At 63.3% G+C, this 24,315-nt stretch carries 23 protein-coding genes; 4 read left to right on the top strand and 19 right to left on the bottom strand.

Annotated features, from left to right (window positions below; all coding sequences use genetic code 11):
* Positions 1–24: 24 nt before the first annotated feature.
* The gene (locus H7C86_RS04420) at positions 25–738 is read left to right on the top strand and encodes an SIMPL domain-containing protein (protein WP_182261143.1); all 714 of its coding nucleotides are present in this window, start codon (positions 25–27) and stop codon (positions 736–738) included.
* Positions 739–741: 3 nt separating this feature from the next.
* Here the strand turns inward: H7C86_RS04420 and H7C86_RS04425 are convergent, their stop codons facing one another.
* Positions 742–1,494, bottom strand: coding sequence for an SOS response-associated peptidase (locus tag H7C86_RS04425; RefSeq protein WP_020969226.1), 753 nt, complete (start codon positions 1,492–1,494; stop codon positions 742–744).
* A gap of 49 nt (positions 1,495–1,543) precedes the next feature.
* On the opposite strand from H7C86_RS04425, the gene aroA reads away from it, so the two are divergent.
* Together aroA and rsgA are read left to right on the top strand one after the other, a co-directional pair.
* Positions 1,544–2,857 (top strand): 3-phosphoshikimate 1-carboxyvinyltransferase, encoded by a 1,314-nt coding sequence (gene aroA, locus H7C86_RS04430; protein WP_182261144.1) that lies wholly within the window; start codon positions 1,544–1,546, stop codon positions 2,855–2,857.
* A complete protein-coding gene (rsgA, locus tag H7C86_RS04435; RefSeq protein WP_084326448.1) occupies positions 2,806–3,843 on the top strand; it encodes a ribosome small subunit-dependent GTPase A in 1,038 nt (345 codons plus the stop codon). Before aroA ends, rsgA begins: the two co-directional genes overlap by 52 nt.
* Before the next feature lie 92 nt (positions 3,844–3,935).
* Here the strand turns inward: rsgA and H7C86_RS04440 are convergent, their stop codons facing one another.
* The 6 genes from H7C86_RS04440 to H7C86_RS04465 all read right to left on the bottom strand — a co-directional run bounded on the left by H7C86_RS04440 (position 3,936) and on the right by H7C86_RS04465 (position 10,166).
* Positions 3,936–5,177 (bottom strand): fatty acid desaturase, encoded by a 1,242-nt coding sequence (locus H7C86_RS04440; protein WP_182261145.1) that lies wholly within the window; start codon positions 5,175–5,177, stop codon positions 3,936–3,938.
* A gap of 138 nt (positions 5,178–5,315) precedes the next feature.
* Positions 5,316–6,578, bottom strand: a complete 1,263-nt coding sequence (locus H7C86_RS04445; protein ID WP_020907111.1) for an acyl-CoA desaturase — start codon at positions 6,576–6,578, stop codon at positions 5,316–5,318.
* Between the two features lie 24 nt (positions 6,579–6,602).
* Positions 6,603–7,721 carry a ferredoxin reductase gene (locus tag H7C86_RS04450; RefSeq protein WP_003940928.1) on the bottom strand — a complete coding sequence of 373 codons (1,119 nt, stop codon included), beginning with the start codon at positions 7,719–7,721 and terminating at the stop codon, positions 6,603–6,605.
* Positions 7,722–7,813: 92 nt separating this feature from the next.
* Entirely contained in the window at positions 7,814–8,314 is a 501-nt protein-coding gene (locus H7C86_RS04455) for a DUF6912 family protein (protein WP_029255041.1), read from the bottom strand.
* A gap of 23 nt (positions 8,315–8,337) precedes the next feature.
* A complete protein-coding gene (locus H7C86_RS04460; protein WP_003940935.1) occupies positions 8,338–9,747 on the bottom strand; it encodes a wax ester/triacylglycerol synthase family O-acyltransferase in 1,410 nt (469 codons plus the stop codon).
* Positions 9,741–10,166, bottom strand: coding sequence for an HAD-IA family hydrolase (locus tag H7C86_RS04465; protein ID WP_021343720.1), 426 nt, complete (start codon positions 10,164–10,166; stop codon positions 9,741–9,743). The genes H7C86_RS04460 and H7C86_RS04465 overlap by 7 nt, the downstream gene beginning before the upstream one ends.
* A 55-nt stretch (positions 10,167–10,221) precedes the next feature.
* Between H7C86_RS04465 and H7C86_RS04470 the strand changes: the two genes are divergently transcribed.
* Positions 10,222–10,815 (top strand): Rv3235 family protein, encoded by a 594-nt coding sequence (locus H7C86_RS04470; protein ID WP_020969220.1) that lies wholly within the window; start codon positions 10,222–10,224, stop codon positions 10,813–10,815.
* Positions 10,816–10,867: 52 nt separating this feature from the next.
* Here H7C86_RS04470 and secA read toward each other — a convergent pair whose 3' ends face one another.
* The 12 genes from secA to H7C86_RS04530 all read right to left on the bottom strand — a co-directional run bounded on the left by secA (position 10,868) and on the right by H7C86_RS04530 (position 24,309).
* Positions 10,868–13,711, bottom strand: coding sequence for a preprotein translocase subunit SecA (gene secA / locus H7C86_RS04475; protein WP_019747784.1), 2,844 nt, complete (start codon positions 13,709–13,711; stop codon positions 10,868–10,870).
* 130 nt (positions 13,712–13,841) lie between these two features.
* Positions 13,842–14,522 carry a ribosome hibernation-promoting factor, HPF/YfiA family gene (hpf, locus tag H7C86_RS04480; RefSeq protein WP_003940893.1) on the bottom strand — a complete coding sequence of 227 codons (681 nt, stop codon included), beginning with the start codon at positions 14,520–14,522 and terminating at the stop codon, positions 13,842–13,844.
* 175 nt (positions 14,523–14,697) lie between these two features.
* Entirely contained in the window at positions 14,698–15,429 is a 732-nt protein-coding gene (locus tag H7C86_RS04485) for a ComF family protein (protein ID WP_182261146.1), read from the bottom strand.
* Positions 15,430–15,462: 33 nt separating this feature from the next.
* Positions 15,463–17,241: an MtrAB system accessory lipoprotein LpqB gene (gene lpqB, locus H7C86_RS04490; protein WP_182261147.1), complete on the bottom strand. Its 1,779-nt coding sequence runs from the start codon at positions 17,239–17,241 to the stop codon at positions 15,463–15,465.
* Positions 17,238–18,977 (bottom strand): MtrAB system histidine kinase MtrB, encoded by a 1,740-nt coding sequence (mtrB, locus tag H7C86_RS04495; RefSeq protein WP_019747781.1) that lies wholly within the window; start codon positions 18,975–18,977, stop codon positions 17,238–17,240. Before mtrB ends, lpqB begins: the two co-directional genes overlap by 4 nt.
* Entirely contained in the window at positions 18,974–19,651 is a 678-nt protein-coding gene (mtrA, locus tag H7C86_RS04500; RefSeq protein WP_003941013.1) for an MtrAB system response regulator MtrA, read from the bottom strand. The genes mtrB and mtrA overlap by 4 nt, the downstream gene beginning before the upstream one ends.
* Positions 19,652–19,767: 116 nt before the next feature.
* Positions 19,768–20,409: a dTMP kinase gene (locus H7C86_RS04505; protein WP_182261148.1), complete on the bottom strand. Its 642-nt coding sequence runs from the start codon at positions 20,407–20,409 to the stop codon at positions 19,768–19,770.
* Positions 20,410–20,489: 80 nt separating this feature from the next.
* The gene (gene ahcY, locus H7C86_RS04510) at positions 20,490–21,968 is read right to left on the bottom strand and encodes an adenosylhomocysteinase (RefSeq protein WP_021332564.1); all 1,479 of its coding nucleotides are present in this window, start codon (positions 21,966–21,968) and stop codon (positions 20,490–20,492) included.
* A 60-nt stretch (positions 21,969–22,028) separates the two neighbouring features.
* Complete coding sequence (locus H7C86_RS04515; RefSeq protein ID WP_182261149.1) at positions 22,029–22,670, bottom strand: TetR family transcriptional regulator; 642 nt, start codon at positions 22,668–22,670, stop codon at positions 22,029–22,031.
* A 48-nt stretch (positions 22,671–22,718) separates the two neighbouring features.
* The gene (locus H7C86_RS04520) at positions 22,719–22,901 is read right to left on the bottom strand and encodes a rubredoxin (protein WP_003940894.1); all 183 of its coding nucleotides are present in this window, start codon (positions 22,899–22,901) and stop codon (positions 22,719–22,721) included.
* On the bottom strand, positions 22,898–23,083 hold the full coding sequence (locus H7C86_RS04525) for a rubredoxin (protein ID WP_081098345.1): 186 nt from the start codon (positions 23,081–23,083) through the stop codon (positions 22,898–22,900). The genes H7C86_RS04520 and H7C86_RS04525 overlap by 4 nt, the downstream gene beginning before the upstream one ends.
* Positions 23,083–24,309: an alkane 1-monooxygenase gene (locus H7C86_RS04530; RefSeq protein WP_020907102.1), complete on the bottom strand. Its 1,227-nt coding sequence runs from the start codon at positions 24,307–24,309 to the stop codon at positions 23,083–23,085. Before H7C86_RS04530 ends, H7C86_RS04525 begins: the two co-directional genes overlap by 1 nt.
* Between the last annotated feature and the right edge of the window lie 6 nt (positions 24,310–24,315).

The raw sequence follows: 24,315 nt of genomic DNA on the forward strand, positions 1-24,315 counted from the left end.
GTATCCGGTCGCTACGGTCTCACCATGCGACCACACCTGAAAACTCTTGCACTGACCGCTGCAGCGGCAGCTCTCACCGTCTCGCTGACGGCCTGCGGGAGTTCGGACAATGCCGCCAAGGAAGTCACGGTAGCCGGATCAGGGCAGGTCCGCGGGGCGCCGGACATCCTCAATGCCGACATCGGCATCGAGGTGGTTGCCCCGGATGTATCGGGAGCGGTCTCGGAGGCGAATGACAAGGCCCGTCAGATGATCGACGCGATAGTCGCCGCCGGTGTGGCCCCCGAGGACGTGCAGACAAGCGATCTGTCCGTCCAGCCGCAGTACGACGCCAGCGGCGGACCGTTCGTCGGCGGCAACGTGACCGGCTACCGGGCAACCAACTCGGTACGAATCGTCGTGCGCGATCTCGACAAGGCCTCTTCTGTCCTGGACGCCGGCATCGCGGCGGGTGGAAACGCGGCACGGCTCGGTAACGTCGCCTTCGCCATCGACGACGACTCTCAGCTTCTGGCCGACGCTCGCACCCGGGCCTTCGAGGACGCGAAGAACCGTGCCGAGCAGTACGCGGATCTGTCCGGTACGTCGCTCGAGAACGTCGTGACCATCACCGAGGCACACGACACGAGCGGCGGTCAGACCATGCGCGCTCCCGACGCCTCGATGTCCGACATGGTTCTCGCCCCGGGAACCCAGCAGGTCTCGTTCGAGGTGACCGTTACCTGGGCTCTCGGCTGACCACTAGAGCAGGCTGATCTGCTCGCCGGCACGGTCGACGTCCGGCTCGATCAACTCGTGCCCGTTGTTCTTGACACTGTTGACCAGCGGCCGGACTCGATCGACGTCGATCCGCTCGAAGAGGTCCGGCACCGGTTCGAGCAGAGCCGAATCGACGGTGTTGTCGGGATCGAGCCACGCCTCCCAGCGGTCACGAGGCAGGGCGAGGGGCATGCGGTCGTGAACCTGCTCGAGGTGACCGAGAGAGTCGACTGTGACGATCGAGCAGCTCAGGACGGGGCTCGCGTTCTCGACCCTCGGGTCCCGCCAGGCAGACCACACGCCCGCCATGAACAGCCGTGATCCGTCGTCGGGGTGCATGTAGTAAGGAATCTTCGCTGCCTTTTTCCCGCCGGTGGCCTCGGTCTGCCACTCGTACCACCCGTCCATGGGGACCAGGCAACGCTTGAACTTGAAGGCGGTCCGAAACGCCGGCTTCTCCGCCAGCGAGTCGGCGCGGGCGTTGAACAGGACCGGGCCTTTGCCCAGTTCCTTGGTCCACGACGGCACCAATCCCCACCGCATCCGCCGAATCCTCTTGGTCGGATCGCTGTCGGGGTTCTCCCGATCGTGGCGTTCGACGACGGTCAACACCTCGGTCGTGGGGGCCACGTTGTAATCGGCTTCGACGGGCGCCGAGTGGTCCGTCTCGTCGAGCGCATCGAGTTCCACCGCCAGGGTGGCCGGGTCCGCTGTGGTCGCATACCTTCCGCACATGACACCCAGGGTGGCACGGTTTCGACCATTCCCCCACCGATGAGAGAAGATGGACCATGTGAGTCTGAGTCTGTGGAGCGCCCCGAGGGCCCAAGCACCCGTCGATGCAGTGGTGACGCTGCCCGGATCCAAGTCCATCACCAATCGAGCTCTGATTCTTGCCGCACTTGCGGATGGCCCGTCCACGATCACCGGTGCACTTCGCAGCCGTGACGCCGACCTGATGATCGCAGCTCTGCGTGACCTCGGCATCGGCGTCGAGGAAGCCGGCGATCCGACCACGCTTCGCATCACCCCTGGGCCCCTGCGCGGCGGCGAGGTCGACTGCGGCCTGGCCGGCACCGTGATGCGCTTCCTGCCGCCACTCGCCGCGATGGCCGACGGCATCGTCCGCTTCGACGGCGACGAGCAAGCACGCACACGCCCCCTCGGCACCATCTTGGAGGCACTGCGCGGTCTCGGCGCTCGGATCGAGGGTGACGCACTCCCGTTCACCGTCACCGGAACCGGATCCCTACGCGGAGGAACGGTCACCATCGACGCATCCGGCTCGTCGCAGTTCGTCTCCGGTCTCCTGCTCTCGGCTGCTGCCTTCGAAGAGGGTGTCACCGTTCACCACGACGGCAAGCCCGTCCCGTCCATGCCACACATCGACATGACCGTCGAGATGCTCCGCCAAGCCGGAGTCTCCGTGACGACACCAGCCACGGGCGGAGACGCAGACACGTGGCGGGTGGCACCGGGGCCGGTGCGCGCCGTGGACTGGGCGATCGAACCCGATCTCTCCAACGCCACACCGTTCCTGGCCGCAGCCGCTGTTACCGGCGGAACCGTCAGCGTCCCGATGTGGCCGTCGTCGACGACGCAGCCCGGCAACGCGATCCGCGGGATCCTCGCCTCGATGGGCGCCGACGTCACTCTTGCCGACGGCGTGCTAACCGTTCGCGGCCCGGAGAAACTGCGCGGCATCGACATCGACCTCCACGACGTGGGAGAGCTGACCCCCACCGTCGCGGCCCTGGCTGCTCTCGCCGAGGGCACCTCGCATCTACGAGGTATTGCACACCTGCGCGGGCACGAGACCGACCGTCTGGCCGCCCTCGCCGACGAGATCAACAAGCTCGGCGGCTCCGTCACCGAAACCGACGACGGCCTGACGATCGTTCCCGCGGAACTCCACGGCGGACAATGGCTTTCGTATGCCGACCACCGCATGGCAACAGCCGGCGCCATCATCGGCCTGGTCGTCGACGGCGTCGACGTCGACGACGTCGGAACCACAGCCAAGACACTGCCCGGCTTCGAGAACATGTGGATCGACATGCTCGAGAGCTCGCCGGCGACACCGAAGGCAAGCTTCTGAGTCCGCGGCAGTACGACGAGTCCGACGTCCGGGTACGTCCCGGCCGCGGATCCCGCCCCCGTACGAAGACTCGGCCCGAACATCTCTCGGCCGAATCGGGGATGGTGGTGTCGAAGGATCGTGGCCGTTGGGGTTGCGTCCTCGGCGGCGATCCCGACCGGCTGATCGTCACGATGCGCGCCCGCGAACTTGGCCGCACCCCCATCGTCGTCGGCGATCAGGTGGACATCGTCGGCGATCTGTCCGGCAAAACCGATACCCTCGCCCGCATTGTCCGGGTCTCCGAGCGTTCTACGGTTCTGCGACGGACGGCCGACGACACTGATCCCTTCGAACGCATCGTCGTCGCGAACGCGGAGCAGTTGCTCATCGTCGTAGCACTCGCCGATCCCCCACCGCGCACCGGTTTTGTCGAGCGCGCACTGGTCGCCGCCTACGTGGGTGGCCTGACACCGATCGTCTGCCTGACCAAGAGCGACCTCGAACCACCCGAGGAATTCGCGAGCACATTCGCCGACCTCGACATCCAAGTGGTCGTCGCCGGTCGCGACGATCCCCTGGACGAACTGACGCAGATCCTCGAGCACAAGTTGACCGCCCTGATCGGACATTCCGGCGTCGGAAAATCGACATTGGTCAATCGCCTTGTCCCCGATGCCAATCGAGCGGTCGGCATCGTATCCGGCGTCGGCAAGGGCCGGCACACATCGACGCAATCGGTGGCACTCCCCCTCGCCGGTGGCGGCTGGGTGATCGACACCCCTGGCATCCGTTCGTTCGGTCTGGCGCACATCTCGCCCGAGAACGTGGTGGCTGCATTCTCGGATCTCGCTGCGGCGATCGAGGATTGCCCGCGCGGATGCACGCACCTCGGGCCGCCGGCAGACCCCGAATGCAAGCTCGACCTGCTGGAGGGCAAATCCGCTCGACGCGTCGTCGCTGTGCGACAACTGCTGGAAGCGATCAAGTCCAACGATCAGTACTGAGCGACACCCCTTAGCGAGAACAGCAAAGCGGCCCGGCACCATGTCGAATGGTGTCGGGCCGCTTGTTGCGTCTGGTCAGCGCAGGCGGGAAATCAGCGCAGGCCGAGGAGGCTGCGCAGCTTTCCACTCTTGCGCTTACGTGCGATGGCGCTCTTGAGACCGTTACGACGCCCGGTCACGGGATCGACAGTCGACGTCAGTTCGCCGTCGAACATCCGCTCCGACGCCGTCTCGGGCGCATTGTCGACGGTGTCCTTGAGGTACTTGTTGGGCAGCGACAGCTTGGCGATGGTGCGCCAGGACTTGGCGTACTGCACGGCAAGTGGGCCCGTCGTGTACGGCAGGTCGTACTTGTCCGCGAGCTGACGCACCGTGACCGCGATGTCCTTGTAGCGGTTGCTGGGCAGATCGGGGAACAAGTGATGCTCGATCTGGTAGCTCAGGTTGCCCGTCATGAAGTCCATGAGCGCGCTGCCCTCGATGTTGGCGCTACCGAGCATCTGACGCAGGTACCACTGAGCCTGCGTTTCCTTGTCGATGTCTTCCTTGGTGAACTTCTCGGCACCGTCCGGGAAGTGACCGCAGAAGATGACCGCGTTGGTCCACACGTTCCGCAGGGTGTTGGCGGTGAAGTTGGCCGACAACGTGCTCTTCCACGCCGGGCCGGTGATGGCCGGGTAGATGACGTAGTCGCGCAGGACCTGCTTGCCGATCTTCTCGCCGACCTCGCGGAGCTTGCGCTGGGTCTCTTCCTTGTCGGCGCGGCCCTTGGCCACCTTGCCGAGCTCGAGGTGCTGTGCGGCGATGCCGTACTCGAAGAACAGCGCGAGCAGCGTGTTGTAGACCAGATTGCCGGCGTTGAAGGGCTTCCATCGCTGATCGCGGGTGACGCGCAGGAGTCCGTATCCGACGTCGTCGTCCATTCCGAGGACGTTGGTGTACTTGTGATGCAGGTAGTTGTGGGTCTGCTTCCAGTGCGCAGACGGGCCGGTGACGTCCCACTCCCACGAGGTGGAGTGGATCTCCGGGTCGTTCATCCAGTCCCACTGCCCGTGCATCACGTTGTGCCCGAGTTCCATGTTCTCGATGATCTTCGAGAGCGTCAGCAGGCCAACTCCGGCGAGCCACGCCGGACGACGACGGCTGGCGAAAAGCACTGCGCGGCCGCCAATTTCGAGTGAACGCTGCAGGCGGATGACGTTGCGCACGTAGCGCGCGTCCTTCTCGCCACGCGACTCCTCGACGTCGCGACGAATCGCGTCGAGTTCGCGGCCGAGCGCCTCGATGTCGGCGTCCGTGAGATGTGCATATTCCTTGACATCTGCAATCGCCATGGAAAGCCTCCTAGCAGTGAGTTAGGCGCAAAGTAGTAAGTGCAGAACGATCATGACTTCGAATCGTTCAGATCAACTGCACCTACTGTAGCGTAACTTACGACACCGTAGGTTAGGTTTTTCCCGATGTAACCTATATCACTTCCGGCGCTTCGGCATGCGAGAACGCGCCTGCGACTTGAGTGCGGTCAACAATCCGAGGCGCTTGCCGGTGACCGGATCGGTACGCAGGTCCTCGACCATCGCCATGGCTGCGTCCCGGAACCCTGAGTCACGGAACCGTAGTTCCGAGGACGTTTCCGGAGCATTGTCCGAGGTCGCAGTCAGCCACTTGTCCGGCAAGGCCAGCTTGTGGATCGTGCGCAGCGCCAGGAGATACTGCTTGAAGAGCGAACCGGTGGTGTACGGGAGATCGAACTTCTCGCACAATGCACGCATCTTCACGGCAATTTCGGGGTAGCGGTTGCTCGGCAGATCAGGGAAGACGTGGTGCTCGATCTGGTAGCTCAAGTTGCCGCTCATGAGTCCCATGAGCTTGCCCGAATTGAAGTTCGCGCTACCGAGCATCTGGCGCAGGTACCACTCGTGACGAGTCTCCTGCTCGAATTCGGCAACGGTGAACTTCTCGGCGCCGTCCGGGAAGTGACCACAGAAGATGACGACGTACGCCCACAGGTTGCGCACGAGATTCGCGGTGGCATTGGCCGTCATGGTCGACTTCCACGCCGGCCCCGTCAGCGCGGGGAACAAGATGAAGTCCTTGCCCACCTGACGAAAGATCTTGCGCGCGAAGTCTTTGTTCGCCTGCGAGTTCAGTTGCCCCTTTTCCGCGCCCTCCAACTCGGCTGCCGCCGTGAGGTCGTGCAGCGCGATGCCCCACTCGAACGTGGCCGCCAAGATCACGTTGGCGATCGGCTGGAAGAGGTTGATCGGCTTCCACGGCTCGTCCCGCGTCATACGCAGGATCCCGAAACCGAGGTCCTCGTCCATCCCGACGACGTTGGTGTACGTGTGGTGCTGGTAGTTGTGCGCACGCTTCCAGTGCTCGGAAGGACCGGTCTGATCCCACTCCCACGAGACGGAGTGAATCTCGGGATCGTTCATCCAGTCCCATTGCCCGTGCATGACGTTATGCCCGAGCTCCATGTTCTCGATGATCTTCGACAGGCTCAGCAGGGTCGTGCCGACCAGCCATGCCGGTCGGTACCGACTGCCGAACAGCGCGATACGCCCACCGAGCTCCAACGCCCGCTGGACGCGAATGACGCGACGAATGTAGCGGGCGTCCCGGATTCCACGAGAGTCTTCGATGTCGAGTCGAATCTGATCGAGTTCACGTCCGAGAGCTTCGACATCGGCCTCGGTGAGGTGCGAAAACTCTTTGATATCGGTGATGGCCACCGTGGTCCTCCGTGTGCCTAGAAGCTATGCGTCCAGCGTACAGTCGCCGGCGGCAGCGGAGATGCACGTCTGAATGCGCTCGCCCTCCGCGTGCTGTTTTCCCGAGCGTAGGTCGATTGCGTGGCCGGCGACGAGAGGCACGACACACGTCTGGCAGATGCCCATGCGGCAACCGAAGGGCATCAAGGCGCCGGACTGCTCGCCGGCTTCCAGAAGCGTCGTCGCGCCGTCGACGGTGATCGTCTTACCCGACTTCTCGAACGTGACCGTGCCGCCGTCCGCCGAGGCGTCGATGCGCGAAACCGCGAATCGCTCCATGTGGAGTCGATCCTCGATGCCTTCCGCCTTCCAGACGTCTTCGAGCTCGTCGAGCAACGGAAGGGGTCCGCACGCCCAGGTGTGGCGCTCACGCCAGTCGGGGCAGACCGTGTCGAGGGAACTGAGTTTGAATTTTCCGTCGCGGCGCGTGAGCTGAACGTGACTCACGAAGTCCTCGTGCTCGGCGTGCAGTGCCGTGAGTTCGTCGGCGAACATCACGTCGGATTCCGTCGGAGCCGAGTGGATGTGCATGACGTCGGGCAATTGACCGCGCCGGTTCATCGTCCGCAACATGCCCATGACCGGAGTGATGCCACTGCCGGCGGTGATGAACAGGATCTTCTCCGGCGGCGGATCCGGCAACGCGAAGTTGCCCGAAGGCGTGGCCAGTCGAACGATGGTTCCCGACGGCACGGCCCCGCTGACGAGGTGGCTCGAGAGAAAGCCCTCTGGCATGGCCTTGACCGCGATGGAAATGCGCTTGTTCTCCCAGTTGGGAGGCGAAGTAAGTGAGTACGACCGCCAATGCCAGCGTCCGTCGATATGCAGACCGATGCCGATGTACTGCCCCGGCTGGTAGTTGAAGTCGAATCCCCACCCCGGCTTGATGACGATGGTCGCCGAATCCGTGGTCTCAGGCCGGACTTCGACGATCTGACCACGCAGCTCGCGGGCGGACCACAACGGATTTGCGAGGTGCAGATAGTCGTCGGGAAGCAATGGTGTGGTCAGCCGAGCCGCCGCACCACGAAGCAGATTGAGCTTCGACCGCGCTGCCGGAACTACCGACGCTGCCGGTGCCTCGATCCAGTCCTTCAGACCCATCAGACCTCCACCTCTCACCTTCCGAACCCACTGCCTACGGTACCGTAGGTTATCAGGTTACGGTACCGTAGGTTACTTCACGGTAAGCACATTCACAGCAGGTCGAGCAAGAACGGCAACTCCTGCGCGGCGTACCACGCCAACTCGTGGTCCTCCGCGTCGCCGAGCGTGAACTCGGCATCAGCATCGCCGAGATCCGCCGCGTCGACTATGCCAGCAGCGCGCTCGATGTCCGATTCTGCCTGTTCGAGGTCGACATGCACAGATGCAACCTGAGCCATCGTCAGAGGACCCGCCAATCGAACTACAGAATCGTCGAGATCGGGCCGCAACTTCACATCGGCATCGTCGACGTCGGCGGCAACGACAGCACGCCGGAAGGTGACGTCACCCTCGGTTCCGGCGATAAGCCGCAGCGACGCACGCGCAGCCTCACCCATGGCGACCTCGGCCAACTCGTCGTCATCGCCCGCCGCGTACGACTCACGCAGAGTCGGGGTGACCGCAAAAGCCGTCCGGCTCATCGGGTCGAACTCCTGATCTGCGACCAACTTCTGCAAAATCTCGACCGTCGCCGGTACGTACACCCTCATGAGACCACCTTCATGCTCGTTCGTCACCGACTCGCATCCGTCAATTCCTCGAGTGACTCGAAGATCAGCGAACGAACGACGTCGACGTCCGACATCGCGTCACGGTCGGCATTCAAACCGTAGTAGACATTTCCGTCGTACGACGTCAGGGCGATGCTGAGTGTCTGATTCTTGAGCAGTGGCGACACCGGATACATCTCCAGCATCCGAGCCCCACCGAGGTAGAGCGGGAACTGTGGCCCTGGCGCATTGGTGATCATCAAGTTGAACATTCGCTGCGACAGACTACTGGCCGCACGGGAGCTCATCGCATGCAGCGTCGCCGGCGCAAACCCAGACATTCGCACCATCGTCTGCGCGGTGACCCGCCGACCCTGACGCGCGAATGCCTCCGTCGCATGCGCCACGTGAGAGAGCCGAACAACCGCGTTGGGTTCACCGACAGGCAGGTCGATGAGGAACGAGGAAACATGCCCCGGCGCCTGCGGATCGTCGACGTCGGGACTCTCGGGGCCGTCCGTGTACACCGACATGGGCACCATCGCCCGCACGATGGTCGCCTCGGTCACCGGCTCACCACGCGAGAGCAGCCAGTTCCGCATCGCACCTGCGATGACGGTGAGAATCACGTCATTGATCTCGCACCCGTACCGCGCGCGAATACGTCGATAGTCCTCGAGAGACGTCTTGGCCACCGCAAGGCGTCGATTGCGCGAGATGGTGGCGTTGAGCGGGCTCGACGGGGCCACCTGGGTCGCCGTTCGAACCACTTCTGCGAGTTTCCCGAGTGCACTCACAGCCTCGGTGACGGATGTGGTCACGTCGTTGAACGCTGCACGCGCCCGTGCGATCCCCTCCCCCGGGCTCGTCACGAGATCTGCCATTGCACTGACCAACAAGCTGGTATCGCTCGGCGGCCTGGCGGGCATCCACAATTCTTCGGGGCCTGGCGCTCGATTCTTCTCCGGATCGAAGATCACCTGACTGATCTCTGGAGCCGCCTCGCCGTCCACCAACGACGAATGAGACTTCGTGAAGATGGCAAATCTGTTTCTGGTCAGCCCCTCGACCAGGTACATCTCCCACAACGGCCTCGTGCTGTCGAGTGGTCTCGACGTCAGCCGCGCGATCAGATCCATCAGCTGTTCGTCGGAACCTGGTTTGGGCAGAGCCGATCGGCGTACGTGATAGGTGATGTCGAAATCCGAGTCGTCCACCCAGACGGGGCGGGCCAGGCCGAACGCCACCTCACGCACTCGCTGGCGGTAACGCGGAACCGATCCGAGCCGCTCTTCGACCAGACGAAGCAATTCCTCGTGATCGATCCCGTTTCGCAGTTGCCTGAAGATCCCCAACGAGCCGACATGCATCGGCGTCGTCCCGGCTTCGAGGAAGTAGAAAGCAGCATCCTGAGTCGTCAGCCTGTTCACCATGGCTTCGTGTCCCCTCCGTCGCCGAGATCGAACAGAATCGACAACTCCTCGATGGTCGATTCCGAACCGACGTGGTGGACCCCGACCATCCCGACTGCCACCGCCGCCCGGACGTTGATTTCGAGATCATCCACGAAAACGAAGTCCTCCGGCTCGACGCCCAAACGACTCGCCGCCAACAGATAGATCTCGGCGTCGGGCTTCGCCATCTCGACATCACCGGACAAGATCACGTCGTCGACCAAGACCCCGTCTCCGAGATCCCGCAACCACTGAGCATTGGCACCGCCGGGATCGTTGCTGACGATTCCCGTCACGATTCCGCGGGCCTTCACCGCGCGCACGACCGCGCTCAAGCCGTCGAGATCCGATCCCGGACCGAACAGCACGCCACCGACATCCAACAGAAGTCCCCGCACGCCATCACCCTAAGTCGCGATGGTGATCACGGCGACATCTCGAGCGTTTCGTGTCATGCTTCTCACCATCGCTCGGGGGAGCGAAGTCCGAGACGACCACCTCGGACGCACGATCATCCGGGGGGATGTCATGGAGCAGGACTGCACAATCATTCTCGAGCCGGCACCACAATTCGAGCCTCACGCGCATACCGTCGCGCTTACGCGGCCGCAGTGCCGACCCGACCGAGCGCAGTGCCGAACAGACCGAATGCTGCGTCGCCCACGAAAGTCGCCACACAACGGGACGTCGCCCAGTGCCGGTTTCACTCACGTGCTGGAACCGCAGTTGGCGGGTGCCGACATCTTCTGGAACCGATCGCTTCGCCTGGTTCTCGAAACCGTCGACCGGCGACGAAATCCGCGGCAACTCAAGGGCGTATTGACGCCGTCCGTCCTGGAAGTTGTTGCGCGACTTTATACTTCGGAATTCTCGGCCCGGAAGCTGGGCGGCGCGGCCGTTCACCGCACCCACGTTCAAGCAGTGTCGAAGAGTACCGCCGAAGTCTGTGCGACGTACACACGAGGCACGCAGACATTTGCCGTCGCGGGTCGGATCGACCATACAGACGGAACAGGCTGGACGGTCACCGCACTACACGTGGTGTGACCGTCCAGCCTGCTGAGCACTAACTGCGCTGGTAGCTCAGCTGTACTGAACCTCAGCGCTTGCGCTTGGACTTCGGAGCTCGATTGCTCTTCGACTGCGTCCGTGCTGCTTCACGACGTTCGCGGCGCGAGGCGGCCCCGTCACCGGAGTCGGCGGCCGAGTCACGCGTTGCCTTCGCCTTGCCGTCCTCGTCCGGGCCGGTGTACGTCAATCGCGACGGACCTTCGTCGTCAAGTCCCTTGGCGCGCAACGCCGTCGGGGCAGCAGTTCCGGTTGTCCTGGCTGCGGCTTCCTGCGTCGGGAGCGGCTTGGGCGCCGTGGCGGACGCCGCAGCGGCCGAGCCGGCCGTGACGGAGATTCCGCTCGCGGGCTGCGCCGGAGCTGCCTCGACCTGCAAGTTGAAGAGGAATCCGACGGACTCTTCCTTCAATCCGTCGAGCATGCCGATGAACATGTCGTAACCCTCGCGCTGGTACTCGACCAGCGGATCGCGCTGGGCCATCGCACGCAGACCGATTCCCTCCTTGAGGTAATCCATCTCGTAGAGATGCTCTCGCCACTTGCGGTCCAGGACCGAGAGGAAGACACGACGCTCGAGTTCACGCATACCGTTTTCGCCGGCGATCGCATCGATCTCGGCTTCGCGCTTCTTGTACGCCGCGTGGGCGTCTTCGAGCAAAGCGGTTCGCAGGTCGTCACGGCTCAGGTCACTGTTGATGCCTGCGCCGTCCTCCCCTGCCAACGTCTTGTGATCGATGCCGACCGGGTAGAGCGTCTTGAGCGCGGTCCACAGCTGCTCGAGATCCCAGTCCTCGACGTATCCCTCGGCGGTGGCACCGTCGACGTAGGCGGTGACCACGTCAGTGATCATCTGCTCGACCTGGCCCTCCATGTCCTCACCCTCGAGGATCTGGCGGCGCTCCTTGTAGATGACCGTTCGCTGCTGGTTCATGACCTCGTCGTACTTGAGGACATTCTTGCGAATTTCGAAGTTCTGCTGCTCGACCTGAGTCTGAGCGCTCTTGATGGCCTTCGAGACCATCTTGGCTTCGATCGGGACGTCGTCGGGAAGGTTGAGGCGCGTCATGATCGACTCGAGGGCCGAACCGTTGAAGCGACGCATGAGCTCGTCACCGAGCGAAAGGTAGAACCGCGATTCGCCGGGATCACCCTGACGTCCGGAACGACCGCGCAACTGGTTGTCGATACGACGCGATTCGTGACGCTCGGTACCCAGAACGTACAGGCCGCCGGCGTCGCGGACCTTCTCCGCGTCTGCCTTGACCTCAGCCTTGACCTCGTCCAGGACTGCGTCCCAGGCTGCTTCGTACTCGTCCGGCGTCGTGACCGGATCGAGGCCCTTCTTGCGCAGCGCGATGTCCGCGATGATGTCCGGGTTACCACCGAGAACGACGTCGGTACCGCGGCCGGCCATGTTGGTCGCGACGGTGACCGCACCGGAGCGACCGGCCTCGGCGATGATGGTCGCTTCCTTCTCGTGGAACTTCGCGTTGAGGACGTTGTGTGCAACGCCGCGCTTGGTGAACTGCTTGGACAGGTACTCCGAGCGCTCGACGCTGGTGGTACCGATCAGGACGGGCTGGCCGTTCTCGTGGCGCTCGACGACATCGTCGACCACCGCGTCGAACTTGGCTTCCTCGGTCTTGTAGATGAGGTCGCCGTTGTCGACTCGGACCATCGGACGGTTGGTCGGGATCGGGATCACACCGAGGGTGTAAGTCTGGTGAAGCTCGGCAGCTTCCGTCTCGGCGGTACCCGTCATGCCCGACAACTTGTCGTACAAACGGAAGTAGTTCTGCAGCGTGATGGTGGCGAGAGTCTGATTCTCCGCCTTGATCTCCACCTTCTCCTTGGCCTCGATCGCCTGGTGCATGCCCTCGTTGTAGCGACGGCCGACCAGCACGCGGCCGGTGAACTCGTCGACGATGATGACCTCACCGTCGCGGACGATGTAGTCCTTGTCCTTGGTGTAGAGCTCTTTGGCCTTGATCGCATTGTTCAAGTAGCTCACCAGCGGAGAATTCGCGGCTTCGTACAGGTTGTCGATACCGAGCTGGTCCTCGACCAGTTCGACGCCCGCCTCGTGCACACCGATGGTGCGCTTGCGGATGTCGACCTCGTAGTGGACGTCCTTCTTCAGCAGCGGCGCGATGCGAGCGAACTCGCTGTACCACTTGCTGGAGCCGTCGGCGGGGCCCGAGATGATGAGCGGGGTTCGGGCTTCGTCGATGAGGATCGAGTCGACCTCGTCGACGATGGCAAACGCGTGGCCACGCTGGACCAGGTCGTCCAGCGAATGCGTCATGTTGTCGCGCAGGTAGTCGAAGCCGAACTCGTTGTTGGTGCCGTACGTGATGTCGGCTGCGTAGGCGACGCGGCGCTCGGCCGGCGTCATACCCGAGAGAATCACACTGGTCTCGAGACCGAGGGCGCGGTGAACGCGACCCATCCACTCGGAGTCACGCTTGGCGAGGTAGTCGTTGACCGTGACCACGTGGACGCCGTCGCCGGCGATCGCGTTGAGGTATGCCGGAAGAACACAGGTCAGGGTCTTGCCCTCACCGGTCTTCATCTCGGCGACGTTGCCGAAGTGCAAGGCCGCGCCGCCCATGATCTGCACGTGGAAGTGCTTCTGGTCGATCACGCGCCACGACGCCTCGCGGGCCACGGAGAATGCCTCGGGCAGCAACTCGTCGAGGGTTTCCCCGGCGGCGTAGCGCTCACGGAACTCGGTGGTCTTGGCTTTGAGTTGCTCGTCTGTCAGGCCTTCGACATCGGGCGACAGAGATTCCACATGCTCGGCGATGTGCTTGAGCCGCTTGACCATGCGACCTTCACCAACACGGAGCAGCTTCGATAGCGACAGCGACGGCACAGTCTTCTTCGTCCTCAATCTTCGGCGACAGGGGTCACACACTGAAAATCCGGCCGGGGTCCGAAAACTCCGGCCGGATTCCATGGTAGGCGCTACCGGCGGCGAGCGAGCAAACCCACCACCGATTGGGTCATGTCAGGCGGATCAATCCGTAGTCGAAAGCGTGACGACGGTAGACGACGGACGGCTTGTCCGACTCCTTGTCATGGAAGAGAAAGAAGTCGTGTCCGACCAGTTCCATCTCGTACAGAGCGTCGTCGATGGTCATCGGCTCGGCCGGGTGATCCTTCGTGCGGACCACGCGTCCCGGGCCGTCGTACTCGTCCGGCTCTTGGCCGTTCAGCGAAATGTCCGGTGTGACTCCGAGCGAGTCTGCGTCGACGAGGGAGGCGGTTGCCTCCGCGACGGACACCGGTCGCTTGTCGCCGTAATGGACCTTCTTGCGGTCCTTGGTTCGACGGAGGCGGCTTTCGAGCTTGTCGATCACCGATTCGAAGGCGGCGTAGAAGCTGTCTGCGGACGCTTCGGCTCGGGCCACCGGGCCTTTACCTCGAGCGGTGATCTCGACGCGCTGGCAACTCTTGGCCTGTCGTCGGTTGCGTTCATGTTGAAGTTCCACGTCGAAGTGGAATATGGAGGGGTCGAAGTGTTCGAGTCGCGCCAGCTTTTCCGAAACGTAGATTCGGAAGTGATCGGGGATCTCGACATTTCGTCCCTTGACTACGACGTCGGATCTCGGAGCTGCGGCATTCTCGGAACGCTCGATGGTGGCGTCCTCGATGAAAAACGAGGCTTGCGAAGGGGTCGTCACTCGTACCTCCCAATTACGGCCCCGCCCCACGGTGGGCGGCGGCAAATTCTGCAAGTACCGAGAGGGGATCCGCCCGGCACCAGTATCGAAGTACCACCTCCTACCAGTATTTTCGGGTGTGCCGCCGACGCTAGTACGTAACGCGCGCGAGTGCCACTGTTCCAACGAAATTCATCTAAGCCCCTGCAAGAACAAGCACGAGAGTTGTCCGAATCCCACTGAGCGCGAGAGCCCGAACCGACTCTGCCGCAGTCGCTCCCGTGGTCAGGACGTCGTCGAGCAGGACGATGTCGCCGTCCCCGACAATCGAAGAGACTGCAGTGGTGTCGAGAGACACATGACCGTTCACATTGGTCACCCGGTCGGCCGCGGACAGTCCGACCGAGTCACGTACGCCTCGCGTCATCCGGAGAATCGGACAGACACCTACCGGACACCCCTCGACAGAACCAACTTCCCGCTTTTCGCGCACACTCTCGGCTATCCGGCGAACCGGATCACCCCCGCGAGAACGCGCCGCTCGGGCGCGTGTGGGAGCAGGCACCAGCATGATCGGCGTACGACCCCCGCCGCCGACCTCGCCCCACCGTTCCAGAGTGGCCAATGCGCCGGCCACAGCGATCCCCAGAGGCGTCGCGAGGTCTCGACGACCCCGTTCCTTCATCTCGATCACACTGCGCCGCCTGGGGCCGTCGTAGCGGCCGAGTGCCCAGACCGGCACGCCCGGGTCTACGCGCGGACTCAATTGAACCGGATGGTCACGCAGCAGTTCCGCGCACTCACCGCACCACAGTGTCCCCGTGCGGCCACACCCACCACACTCGCGTGGCAACAGCAGATCGAGCAATCCGGCACCGAATTTCTTGTCCCCCATGGCCGAATCATGAATCAGAGCACCGACATGCATCAGAGCACCGACATGCACCAGAGCACAGAGACGTCAGCCAGGTAGAACCGGAATCGCCTTCTGTCCGGTCAGCACAGTCACTTCACGCCAGCGTCGATCCCCGGCGGGGTCGTTGTTGTTCAGTTGGAACACCGCACGCGCGTCGGCGACGTACTCGGTGGTCGGCGACGCATCCACGGAGGTGACGGGAGCGGTCAGGTTTCCACTCGGCAGCGCGTCCATTCGCGAACCGTCTATGGCGACCTGGACGACCGGTATGTCGGCTCCACTGCGCGCGATCACGATGGTGTCGCTGTTGCTCCAGTCGAGTGAGAGCGCGGTACTGCCCAAGCCGGACGCCACCGCACGCGGACTCGTCAGGGCGTAGACCCCGCTGGGTGTGCGCACGACCACGGCCAGGTAGACCTTGCCGTCGATGATCATCGCGGCTCGCACGCCGTCGCGAGAGAGACGCAATTCCGAGATCGTGGAGCCGACCGACGTCAAGGCCCCGACATCGACGTTGGTGACCGACACCCGACCGGTTCCTGGTTCGCGGACGACCCGAACGACGGTATTGCCGTTCACCGCCGCCCAGACCGCGTTGTTGTCCAGCTCCCACGAAGGTCGGGTGATGGCGCTGCCTTCGAGCACCGGAGCGGAACCATCGCCGTATGTACCGAGCGACAAGTCGAACCGGGTGGCTGGATCCGGCCGAGCCGTGTCTGCGACGGCTGCTACCAACTTGCCGTCCCGCGAGAGTGCAGCCGCCGTGAGGTTGCCCGCATTGCCCGCGAAACCGGGCACCGGAGTCGCCTCCTGCTCGCTGACGCTCACCAGTGAACCGTTGCGCAGTGCGTGCAGTCCGACGGTCGCACTCGTGGTGGCCAGCGGGTTGGTCGACGCGACGTCGGCGGTGGTCCAGCCTTCCGCATGAGCAGCGTCCAGCGGTTCGCCGTCGATCTCCAGAACGTACGGTCCCGCGACATCGGCATTGGCGAGCGTCCAGATGACTTGCGCTGCAAACAAACCGCGCGTCGCAGCATCCATCGGGTTGTCCAGACGGAAGTTGATGCGCACACCGCCGAGACCGACTCCGACCTGTCCCGGCTTGCCGTCGGCCTTGGTGATCGGACCGATCACCGACACGCCATTGCCGAGTTCGTTTCGTACAGCCGGCGCCAGCGCTGCCTTCGGTCCGTCGATCATCAGGCCGATCAGCTGAGCTGCCACCTGGTCCTGTCCGCCGGAGATCCAGCGAAGGTCGGGGACGACTGTCTGGCTGGTCGGGTCGAGGAAGAACAACGACTTCCGCTGATATGCGCCGAGGAACTGCGGACGCTCCATGATCACGCCGGGTGGCAGATCGCTGATACGCCATTCGCCATCGGTCAACGTCAGCGTCATCTTCGCTTCGAAGCTGCCCTCTTCGGGGACGTACAGCCCGCCGGGGTCGAGGCGACCGACCTTGTCCACACGAATCGTGTACACCGCTTCGGAACTGGTTCGCGACGCCGACAGGGTGTCGATCTTGTCGACGATGACGGCACTGGCCGCGTCGTCCCAGCGCGCCGACGCGTCTTTGGTGAGGTACTGACGGGCTGCGGCATGCCGGTTGGACGGATCGGTACTCGCCTTGACGAAGTCACGTACCAGCAAGTCCGGCTCTCGCCCCGATGCCGGTGATTCGACGGAGGTTCCGGGCACAGCGGTTGCCAGAGTTCCGATTGCCTGCGGCGAGGAGGATTCCGGCAAACTCGTGCACGCGCCGGTCAGCAACAGCACGCTGAGCGTCGTTGCGAGAAGTGCCAGACGGCGGCGGGTTCCGATCATGATCGATCCCCACCGTTGGACTCGTTCCGCGAGTCCGATTCGCGCGGAGTCGGCAGGGACGACGTGACCTCGCCGACGGTATCGGCGACGATGTCGGCTTCGCTCGGGGTGCGGACGAACTTTGTGGTCGTCGGCTTGAGAGGCAGTGGGCTCGACACGACTTTCTTGCCACGGGTGCGCGAGAGCGTCAGCCGGAAGCAGGCGCCGACTCCCGGTTCGCCCCAGGCCTCGAGCTTGCCGTCGTGCAGATTCGCGTCTTCGACGCTGATCGCGAGGCCGAGTCCGGTGCCGCCACTGCGGCGCACGCGGGACGGGTCCGATCGCCAGAACCGGTTGAAGACCAACTTCTCCTCGCCCGGACGCAACCCGACGCCACTGTCGCGGACGATGAAGGCGAGGGCATTGTCGTCGGCGCGAAGGCGAAGCAGAATCGGCTTCCCCTCACCGTGGTCGATGGCGTTGGCCAGGAGATTTCGCAGGATGCGTTCGACGCGGCGCGGATCGACATCTGCCATGACGGGCTCGTCCGGCATGTCCACGATCAATTCGGTGCCGGATTCGCGGGCGAGATGGCGAACCGTGGAAACGGCCGCTCGCGCACACATACGCACGTCGAGTTGTTCGGATGCGAGTTCCGCGACACCGGCGTCGTGGCGGGAGATCTCGAGGAGGTCCGCCAGAAGCCCCTCGAACCTGTCCAGTTCGGCGACAAGCAGTTCCGACGACCGACGCAGCATCGGATCGAGGTTCTCGCTGCCGTCGTAGATCAGGTCGGCTGCCATGCGGACCGTGGTCAGAGGTGTGCGGAGTTCATGGCTGACATCGGAGGTGAAGCGTTTCTGGAGACTGCCGAACTCCTCCAACTGGGTGATCTGTTTGGACAGACTCTCGGCCATCTCGTTGAAGGACATGGCCAGGCGCGCCATGTCGTCCTCGCCGCGGACCGGCATTCGTTCCTTGAGTCGGCCGTCTGCGAAACGCACCGCGATTCGTGAGGCCGATCGGATGGGAAGCACGACCTGCCTGGCAACCAACAGCGAAATCGCAGCCAGGAGCACCAGCAACACGGCTCCACCGATCAGCAGGGTGCTTCGAACAAGCGACAGACTCCGGTCTTCGCTTGCGAGCGGGAAGATCAGGTACAGCTCGAGTCCCGATATCGACGACGCGGTGGGGCTACCGATGATCAGCGCGGGACCGGAGTAACCGTTCGGGTTGGACACCGTCGCGAATTGGTAGCTGATCTGGCCGCGTTTGACGAACTCGCGCAGGTTGTCGGGGATCTGATCGACCGGTCCCGAACTCGTCGGCTGGCGCGGCCCGTCCCCGGGCACGATGAGCACCGGGTCGAAGGTGCCGGCCGACCCGGAGGCCTGGCCCGAGGTCTGGTTTCGACGGCTCGTCAGTCCGGATGCAGCGCTTTCCAATTGAACGTTGAGCGCCGTCGAATCGTCGACGCCCGCGAGTTGGTCTTCGACGATGCCGCGGGCACGGTCCATTTCTTCGGTCGCCGCGGTGATTTTCGTTTCCAACAGTCGATCGGTGATCTGACTGGTCAGCACGACACCGAGAATGACGATGACGATCAAGGACAACGTCAAAGTCGAGACGACCACTCGCAACTGGAGCGAGCGTCGCCACGTGTGCGCGAGGGTGTTGCTCATCGAGTGACACCACCGCAGAAATGGCGTCAGCCGTCGATTGAGACGACGACGCCACCTGGAAACTCCGCTCACGGCGGTCCGGCCTTGTAGCCGACCCCCCTGACCGTCAGAACCACTTCGGGATTCTCGGGATCAGTTTCGACCTTGGCGCGCAAACGCTGAACGTGCACGTTCACCAGACGGGTATCGGCGGCGTGGCGGTATCCCCACACCTGCTCGAGAAGGACTTCACGGGTGAACACCTGGCGCGGCTTGCGCGCCAACGCGACCAGCAGGTCGAATTCGAGTGGTGTGAGCGAGATCTGCTCGCTGCCGCGGCTGACCTTGTGCGCCGGAACGTCGATCACGATGTCGGCGATGCTCAGCAGCTCGGCCGGTTCCTCTTCGGTGCGGCGCAGGCGAGCGCGAACTCGCGCCACCAATTCCTTCGGCTTGAACGGCTTCATGATGTAGTCGTCCGCACCGGATTCGAGGCCGAGCACGACGTCGACGGTGTCGGTCTTGGCCGTCAACATCACGATGGGCACACCGGAATCCGCACGCAGAACCCGGCATACGTCGATCCCGTTCATTCCGGGAAGCATGAGATCGAGCAGGACGAGATCGGGGCGCGTCTCACGCACTGCCGCGAGCGCCAGGGTTCCGTCGCCTACCACGTAGGGATCAAAACCCTCACCACGCAGCACGATCGTGAGCATCTCGGCGAGTGCCGTGTCGTCGTCGACAACCAGAATCCTTGGTTTCATATCCCTATCGTTGCATCTCGGAGCGATGAATCAGACCGTTACGAGGCCGTGCGGCGTGCCGCGTCTTTCCCTCTACTGTGCCGGAAAGTTCGAATCCCGGCTGCCAGGGTGACCGATCACGCGAAATCCGCGAGCCTGCGTGCCAGATTGGCCGGGTCCGTCTCCGGCCCCACGATCCACCAGGGTGAGGCCCAGTTCGTCGCTGCCAACTGCTTGTAGAGCTCACCGGTTCTGGCCTGCAGACCGCCGTCGCGCTCGTAGGCGTCGAGCTGACGCGACGCGTCTTGGGCCTCACGGGAGCGGGCGCGCTGCTCGGCCAGAGCTACCGGTACGTCGAGGTACAGCTGCAGGTCGGGAGCGGGGAGAGCGAGACGACCCAACTCCAATTCACGGATCCAGGCGACCATCTCGCCGTCCACGCTCTGATGCACGCGCGCCGCGTTGTAGGCAGCGTTGGAGGCAACGTAGCGGTCGAGGAGAACAATGTCGTTGGTGGACAACAGTTCCGAGATCCGATCCGCAGCACCGGCGCGGTCCAAGGCGAACAGGACTGCCATCGCGTTCACGGATTCAGCCAGGTCTCCGTGTGATCCTTTGAGCGCCTCGGCAGCAAGATCCGCGTGGATCGACTTCCCGTACCGCGGAAAATCCAGAGTCGCGATCGACGTGCCGCCGCGGCGGAGTTCGGTCTCCACTTTGCCGATCAACGTTCGCTTTCCAGCTCCGTCGAGGCCTTCCAATGCCACCAGTGTTCCCACGGCGGCCAAGCCTATCCCCCGGCCTGCTTGCGCAGACCAGGGGACGGCGGGCACTACATTCTCAGCGACGAATCGCCGGGTCAGTAGCGGTAGTGCTCCGGCTTGTACGGGCCTTCGACGTCGACGCCGATGTACTCAGCCTGATCCTTCGTGAGCTTGGTCAGCGTGCCACCGAGTGCCTCGACGTGGATCTTGGCGACCTTCTCGTCGAGGTGCTTCGGGAGGCGGTAGACCTCGTTGTCGTACTCGTCCGGCTTCGTCCACAGTTCGATCTGTGCGATGACCTGGTTGGAGAAGCTGTTGCTCATCACGAACGACGGGTGGCCCGTCGCGTTGCCGAGGTTGAGCAGGCGGCCTTCGGACAGCACGATGATCGAGTGGCCGTCGGCGAAGGTGAACTCGTCGACCTGCGGCTTGATGTTGATCCGCGTGACGTCGCCGGACTTCTCGAGGCCTGCCATGTCGATCTCGTTGTCGAAGTGACCGATGTTGCCCAGGATGGCCTGGTGCTTCATGGCCTTCATGTGCTCGAACGTGATGATGTCCTTGTTACCGGTGGACGTGATCACGATGTCGGCCCAGCCGATGGCCTGCTCGACTGTCTTGACCTCGAAGCCGTCCATGAGCGCCTGAAGGGCGTTGATGGGGTCGACCTCGGTGACCGCGACGCGAGCGCCCTGGCCACGAAGTGCCTCGGCACAACCCTTGCCGACGTCTCCGTAACCACAGACCAGCGCAGCCTTGCCGCCGATCAGAACGTCGGTGCCGCGGTTGATGCCGTCGAGCAGCGAGTGGCGTGTGCCGTACTTGTTGTCGAACTTGCTCTTGGTGACCGAGTCGTTGACGTTGATCGCGGGGAACGTGAGTTCGCCGGCAGCGGCAACCTGGTACAGACGCAGAACGCCCGTGGTGGTCTCCTCGGTGACACCCTGGACGGACTCGGCGATCGCAGTCCACTTGCCCTTGTCAGCGGCGAGCGACTGACGCAGAAGCGCAAGGAAGACCTTGTACTCGTCGGAATCCTGATCGTCGTCCGTCGGCGGCACGACGCCGGCCTTCTCGAACTGTGCGCCCTTGAGCACCAGCATGGTGGCGTCGCCGCCATCGTCGAGAATCATGTTGGCGGGCTCGCCCGGCCAGGTCAGCATCTGCTCGGCTGCCCACCAGTACTCTTCGAGGGTTTCACCCTTCCAGGCGAAAACCGGAACGCCCTTGGGCTCTTCCGGGGTGCCGTGCGGACCGACGACGATGGCGGCGGCAGCATGATCCTGCGTGGAGAAGATGTTGCACGAAGCCCAGCGGACCTCGGCGCCGAGCGCCGTCAGCGTCTCGATCAGAACCGCGGTCTGAATGGTCATGTGCAGCGAGCCGGAAACGCGAGCGCCCTTGAGCGGCAACACCTCTGCGTATTCGCGACGAAGCGCCATGAGGCCGGGCATCTCGTGCTCTGCCAGACGGATTTCCTTGCGACCGAACTCCGCGAGCGAAAGATCTGCAACTTTGAAGTCGATGCCGTTACGGCTCTCGGCCACGGGCGTTGTTGAAACTGAGGTCGTCATCTGCCTCTCCTGGTTGACGTGCAAACTATGCACAAGCCTATCGGTGTACCAGGCTATCGGTTAGACGCCCTCTCCCGCCCACCCCTCTGCTGCCCGGCCCTCGCGCGCCACGTCGATGAAGGGCCCGAGCAATGTGCCCAGATCCTCCGCCACCGAAACCTCGGACTCCGGCGGCATCGAAATGTAGCTGAGTCCGAGACGCGCAATCGCCCTGGCCAGAATCCCGGCATCGGCGGGTGACGCCTGAATCCACCCTCGCTGGAAGCTCTCCGCAAGCCGCGACGACGCGCGTTCGATGATGACCGCGCTGTCAGTGGTGATCAGGCGAAGAAGGTCCGGCTTGGCCTCACCGGTGAGCAGAGAGATCACCAACGGGTCGGTTGCGCTGGAGGCGAAAAACGATCCGAAGCCCGCCGTCAGTGCCTCGACTGCACGTCCGTCGTTCGCCACCATGGCCTCGTCCACCGCATCGACGAATCCGTCGGCAAGGCGAAGCGCGTATGCCTCGGCAAGCCCTTGCCTCGAACCGAACTCGTTGTAGAGCGTCTGACGACTCACACCGGCATGCTTGGCCAGAACTGTCAGCGTCACCTCGGACCAGTCACGCTCGGTCAACAACTCACGCATCGAATCGAGCACCGACGTACGCAGCAGCAGGCGCGACGCTTCTTTCTGCGGCAGACGAGTTGGCGTCGAAGTCATGGTGACGACACTACCGCCGCGCTCAGGTCCGTTCGACGCCGACGCAACTCACCGCCGCTCGACCTCCACCATGAAGAAGTCGCTCTTCGCCGCGCCGCAGTCCGGGCAACTCCAGTCTTCGGGAATGTCGTCCCAGCGAGTTCCCGGTTCGATACCGTCCTCCGGCCAGCCGACTGCCTCGTCGTACTCGAATCCGCATTGCGCGCACTGATACAGCTTGTAGTCGTTCATGATTCATTCCCCGCCGTCGCCGGCATCGGTTCGAAGTCGAGCTTTTCCCGGACGCCGCAGTCCGGGCAGCACCAGTCGTCCGGCACGGCATCCCACGGCGTTCCTGCCGGAAACCCTTCTCGTGGTGCACCCTTCGACTCGTCGTAGACGTATTCACATACCGGGCATCGGTAGCTGCTCATCACGCTGCTCCGTACCGGGCGAGAATGCGATCACGCTTGGACGGCTGAACGTTGACTCGCGTGATGTCACCGCCGTAATGGGCAAGGACCTTGGGATCCATGACTTTTCGCCACAGCGGCGGAACGTAGGCGAGCATGATCATGCTCGCGTACCCACTGGGCAGGTTGGGTGCACCGTCCATGCTTCGAAGCGTCTGATAACGACGTGTCGGGTTCGCATGATGGTCACTGTGACGCTGGAGGTGATACAGGAAGATGTTGGTGCAGATGTGATCGCTGTTCCAACTGTGCTCCGGTGCGGCGCGCTCGTACCGCCCACTGTCCAGACGGCGACGCTTCAGTCCGTAATGTTCGAGGTAGTTGACGGTTTCGAGCAGGCAGAATCCGAAGACGGCCTGCAGCACCAGGAACGGCAGCACCGAGAGCCCGAAGACGGCGACGAGGACACCGAAGAGTACGACGGACATCAACCACGAATGCAGGACGTCGTTGCGAATTGTCCACGGCTTCTTACCCAGTCGATCGAGCCTGGCTTTCTCCAGGGACCACGACGAGCGCAGAGATCCCCACACACTGCGCGGCAGGAAGGTCCAGAAGCTCTCGCCGAAGCGAGACGACGCCGGGTCCTCGGGCGTGGCGACCCGCACGTGGTGTCCACGATTGTGCTCGATGTAGAAGTGGCCGTAAAACGACTGCGCCAGAGTGATCTTCGACAACCAGCGCTCGAGATCATCCTTCTTGTGACCTAGTTCGTGTGCGGTGTTGATCCCGATTCCTGCGACGCAACCGATACTGATCGCCAGACCGATCTTGGAGATCAGCCCCAGTCCCCCGTCGATTCCGAGCCAGGACAGGTCGGTCGCCGACCAGAGATAGCAGGCCAGGACCAGGCTGGCCAACTGGAACGGTATGTAGATGTAGGTGCAGTACCGGTAGTACTTGTCGTTCTCGAGGCGCTCCATCACCTCGTCCGGCGGATTCTCGCCGTCCGGACCGAAGAAGATGTCGAGGATCGGGAGCAGGATGTAGACGAGCAAAGGCCCGATCCACCACCACACCGGCGAGACCGCGTTCCACCCGAGACTGTTGAACAACGCGACCAATCCGACGGCAATGAAGACCGCCGTCGGCGGCACCAGGCCGAGCAGCCAAAGATATCTCTTCTTGTCACGCCACTGCTCGGGCGGGAGTGTCTGCCCGGACTGCGAGTTCACGTGCGTCGACACGGTCTA

Origin of the sequence: Rhodococcus sp. UFZ-B548 (assembly GCF_903819475.1) — a bacterium.
Taxonomy (GTDB): domain Bacteria; phylum Actinomycetota; class Actinomycetes; order Mycobacteriales; family Mycobacteriaceae; genus Rhodococcus_F; species Rhodococcus_F erythropolis.

What these genes read in the sequence shown, in the direction of transcription:
- H7C86_RS04420 (WP_182261143.1), top strand. Translation starts at nt 25, where the DNA reads ATGCGACCACACCTGAAAACTCTTGCACTGACCGCTGCAGCGGCAGCT.
- H7C86_RS04425 (WP_020969226.1), bottom strand. Translation starts at nt 1,494, where the DNA reads ATGTGCGGAAGGTATGCGACCACAGCGGACCCGGCCACCCTGGCGGTG.
- aroA (WP_182261144.1), top strand. Translation starts at nt 1,544, where the DNA reads ATGGACCATGTGAGTCTGAGTCTGTGGAGCGCCCCGAGGGCCCAAGCA.
- H7C86_RS04440 (WP_182261145.1), bottom strand. Translation starts at nt 5,177, where the DNA reads ATGGCGATTGCAGATGTCAAGGAATATGCACATCTCACGGACGCCGAC.
- H7C86_RS04450 (WP_003940928.1), bottom strand. Translation starts at nt 7,721, where the DNA reads ATGGGTCTGAAGGACTGGATCGAGGCACCGGCAGCGTCGGTAGTTCCG.
- H7C86_RS04455 (WP_029255041.1), bottom strand. Translation starts at nt 8,314, where the DNA reads ATGAGGGTGTACGTACCGGCGACGGTCGAGATTTTGCAGAAGTTGGTC.
- H7C86_RS04460 (WP_003940935.1), bottom strand. Translation starts at nt 9,747, where the DNA reads ATGGTGAACAGGCTGACGACTCAGGATGCTGCTTTCTACTTCCTCGAA.
- H7C86_RS04470 (WP_020969220.1), top strand. Translation starts at nt 10,222, where the DNA reads ATGCTTCTCACCATCGCTCGGGGGAGCGAAGTCCGAGACGACCACCTC.
- H7C86_RS04485 (WP_182261146.1), bottom strand. Translation starts at nt 15,429, where the DNA reads ATGCATGTCGGTGCTCTGATTCATGATTCGGCCATGGGGGACAAGAAA.
- lpqB (WP_182261147.1), bottom strand. Translation starts at nt 17,241, where the DNA reads ATGATCGGAACCCGCCGCCGTCTGGCACTTCTCGCAACGACGCTCAGC.
- mtrA (WP_003941013.1), bottom strand. Translation starts at nt 19,651, where the DNA reads ATGAAACCAAGGATTCTGGTTGTCGACGACGACACGGCACTCGCCGAG.
- ahcY (WP_021332564.1), bottom strand. Translation starts at nt 21,968, where the DNA reads ATGACGACCTCAGTTTCAACAACGCCCGTGGCCGAGAGCCGTAACGGC.
- H7C86_RS04515 (WP_182261149.1), bottom strand. Translation starts at nt 22,670, where the DNA reads ATGACTTCGACGCCAACTCGTCTGCCGCAGAAAGAAGCGTCGCGCCTG.
- H7C86_RS04520 (WP_003940894.1), bottom strand. Translation starts at nt 22,901, where the DNA reads ATGAACGACTACAAGCTGTATCAGTGCGCGCAATGCGGATTCGAGTAC.
- H7C86_RS04525 (WP_081098345.1), bottom strand. Translation starts at nt 23,083, where the DNA reads ATGAGCAGCTACCGATGCCCGGTATGTGAATACGTCTACGACGAGTCG.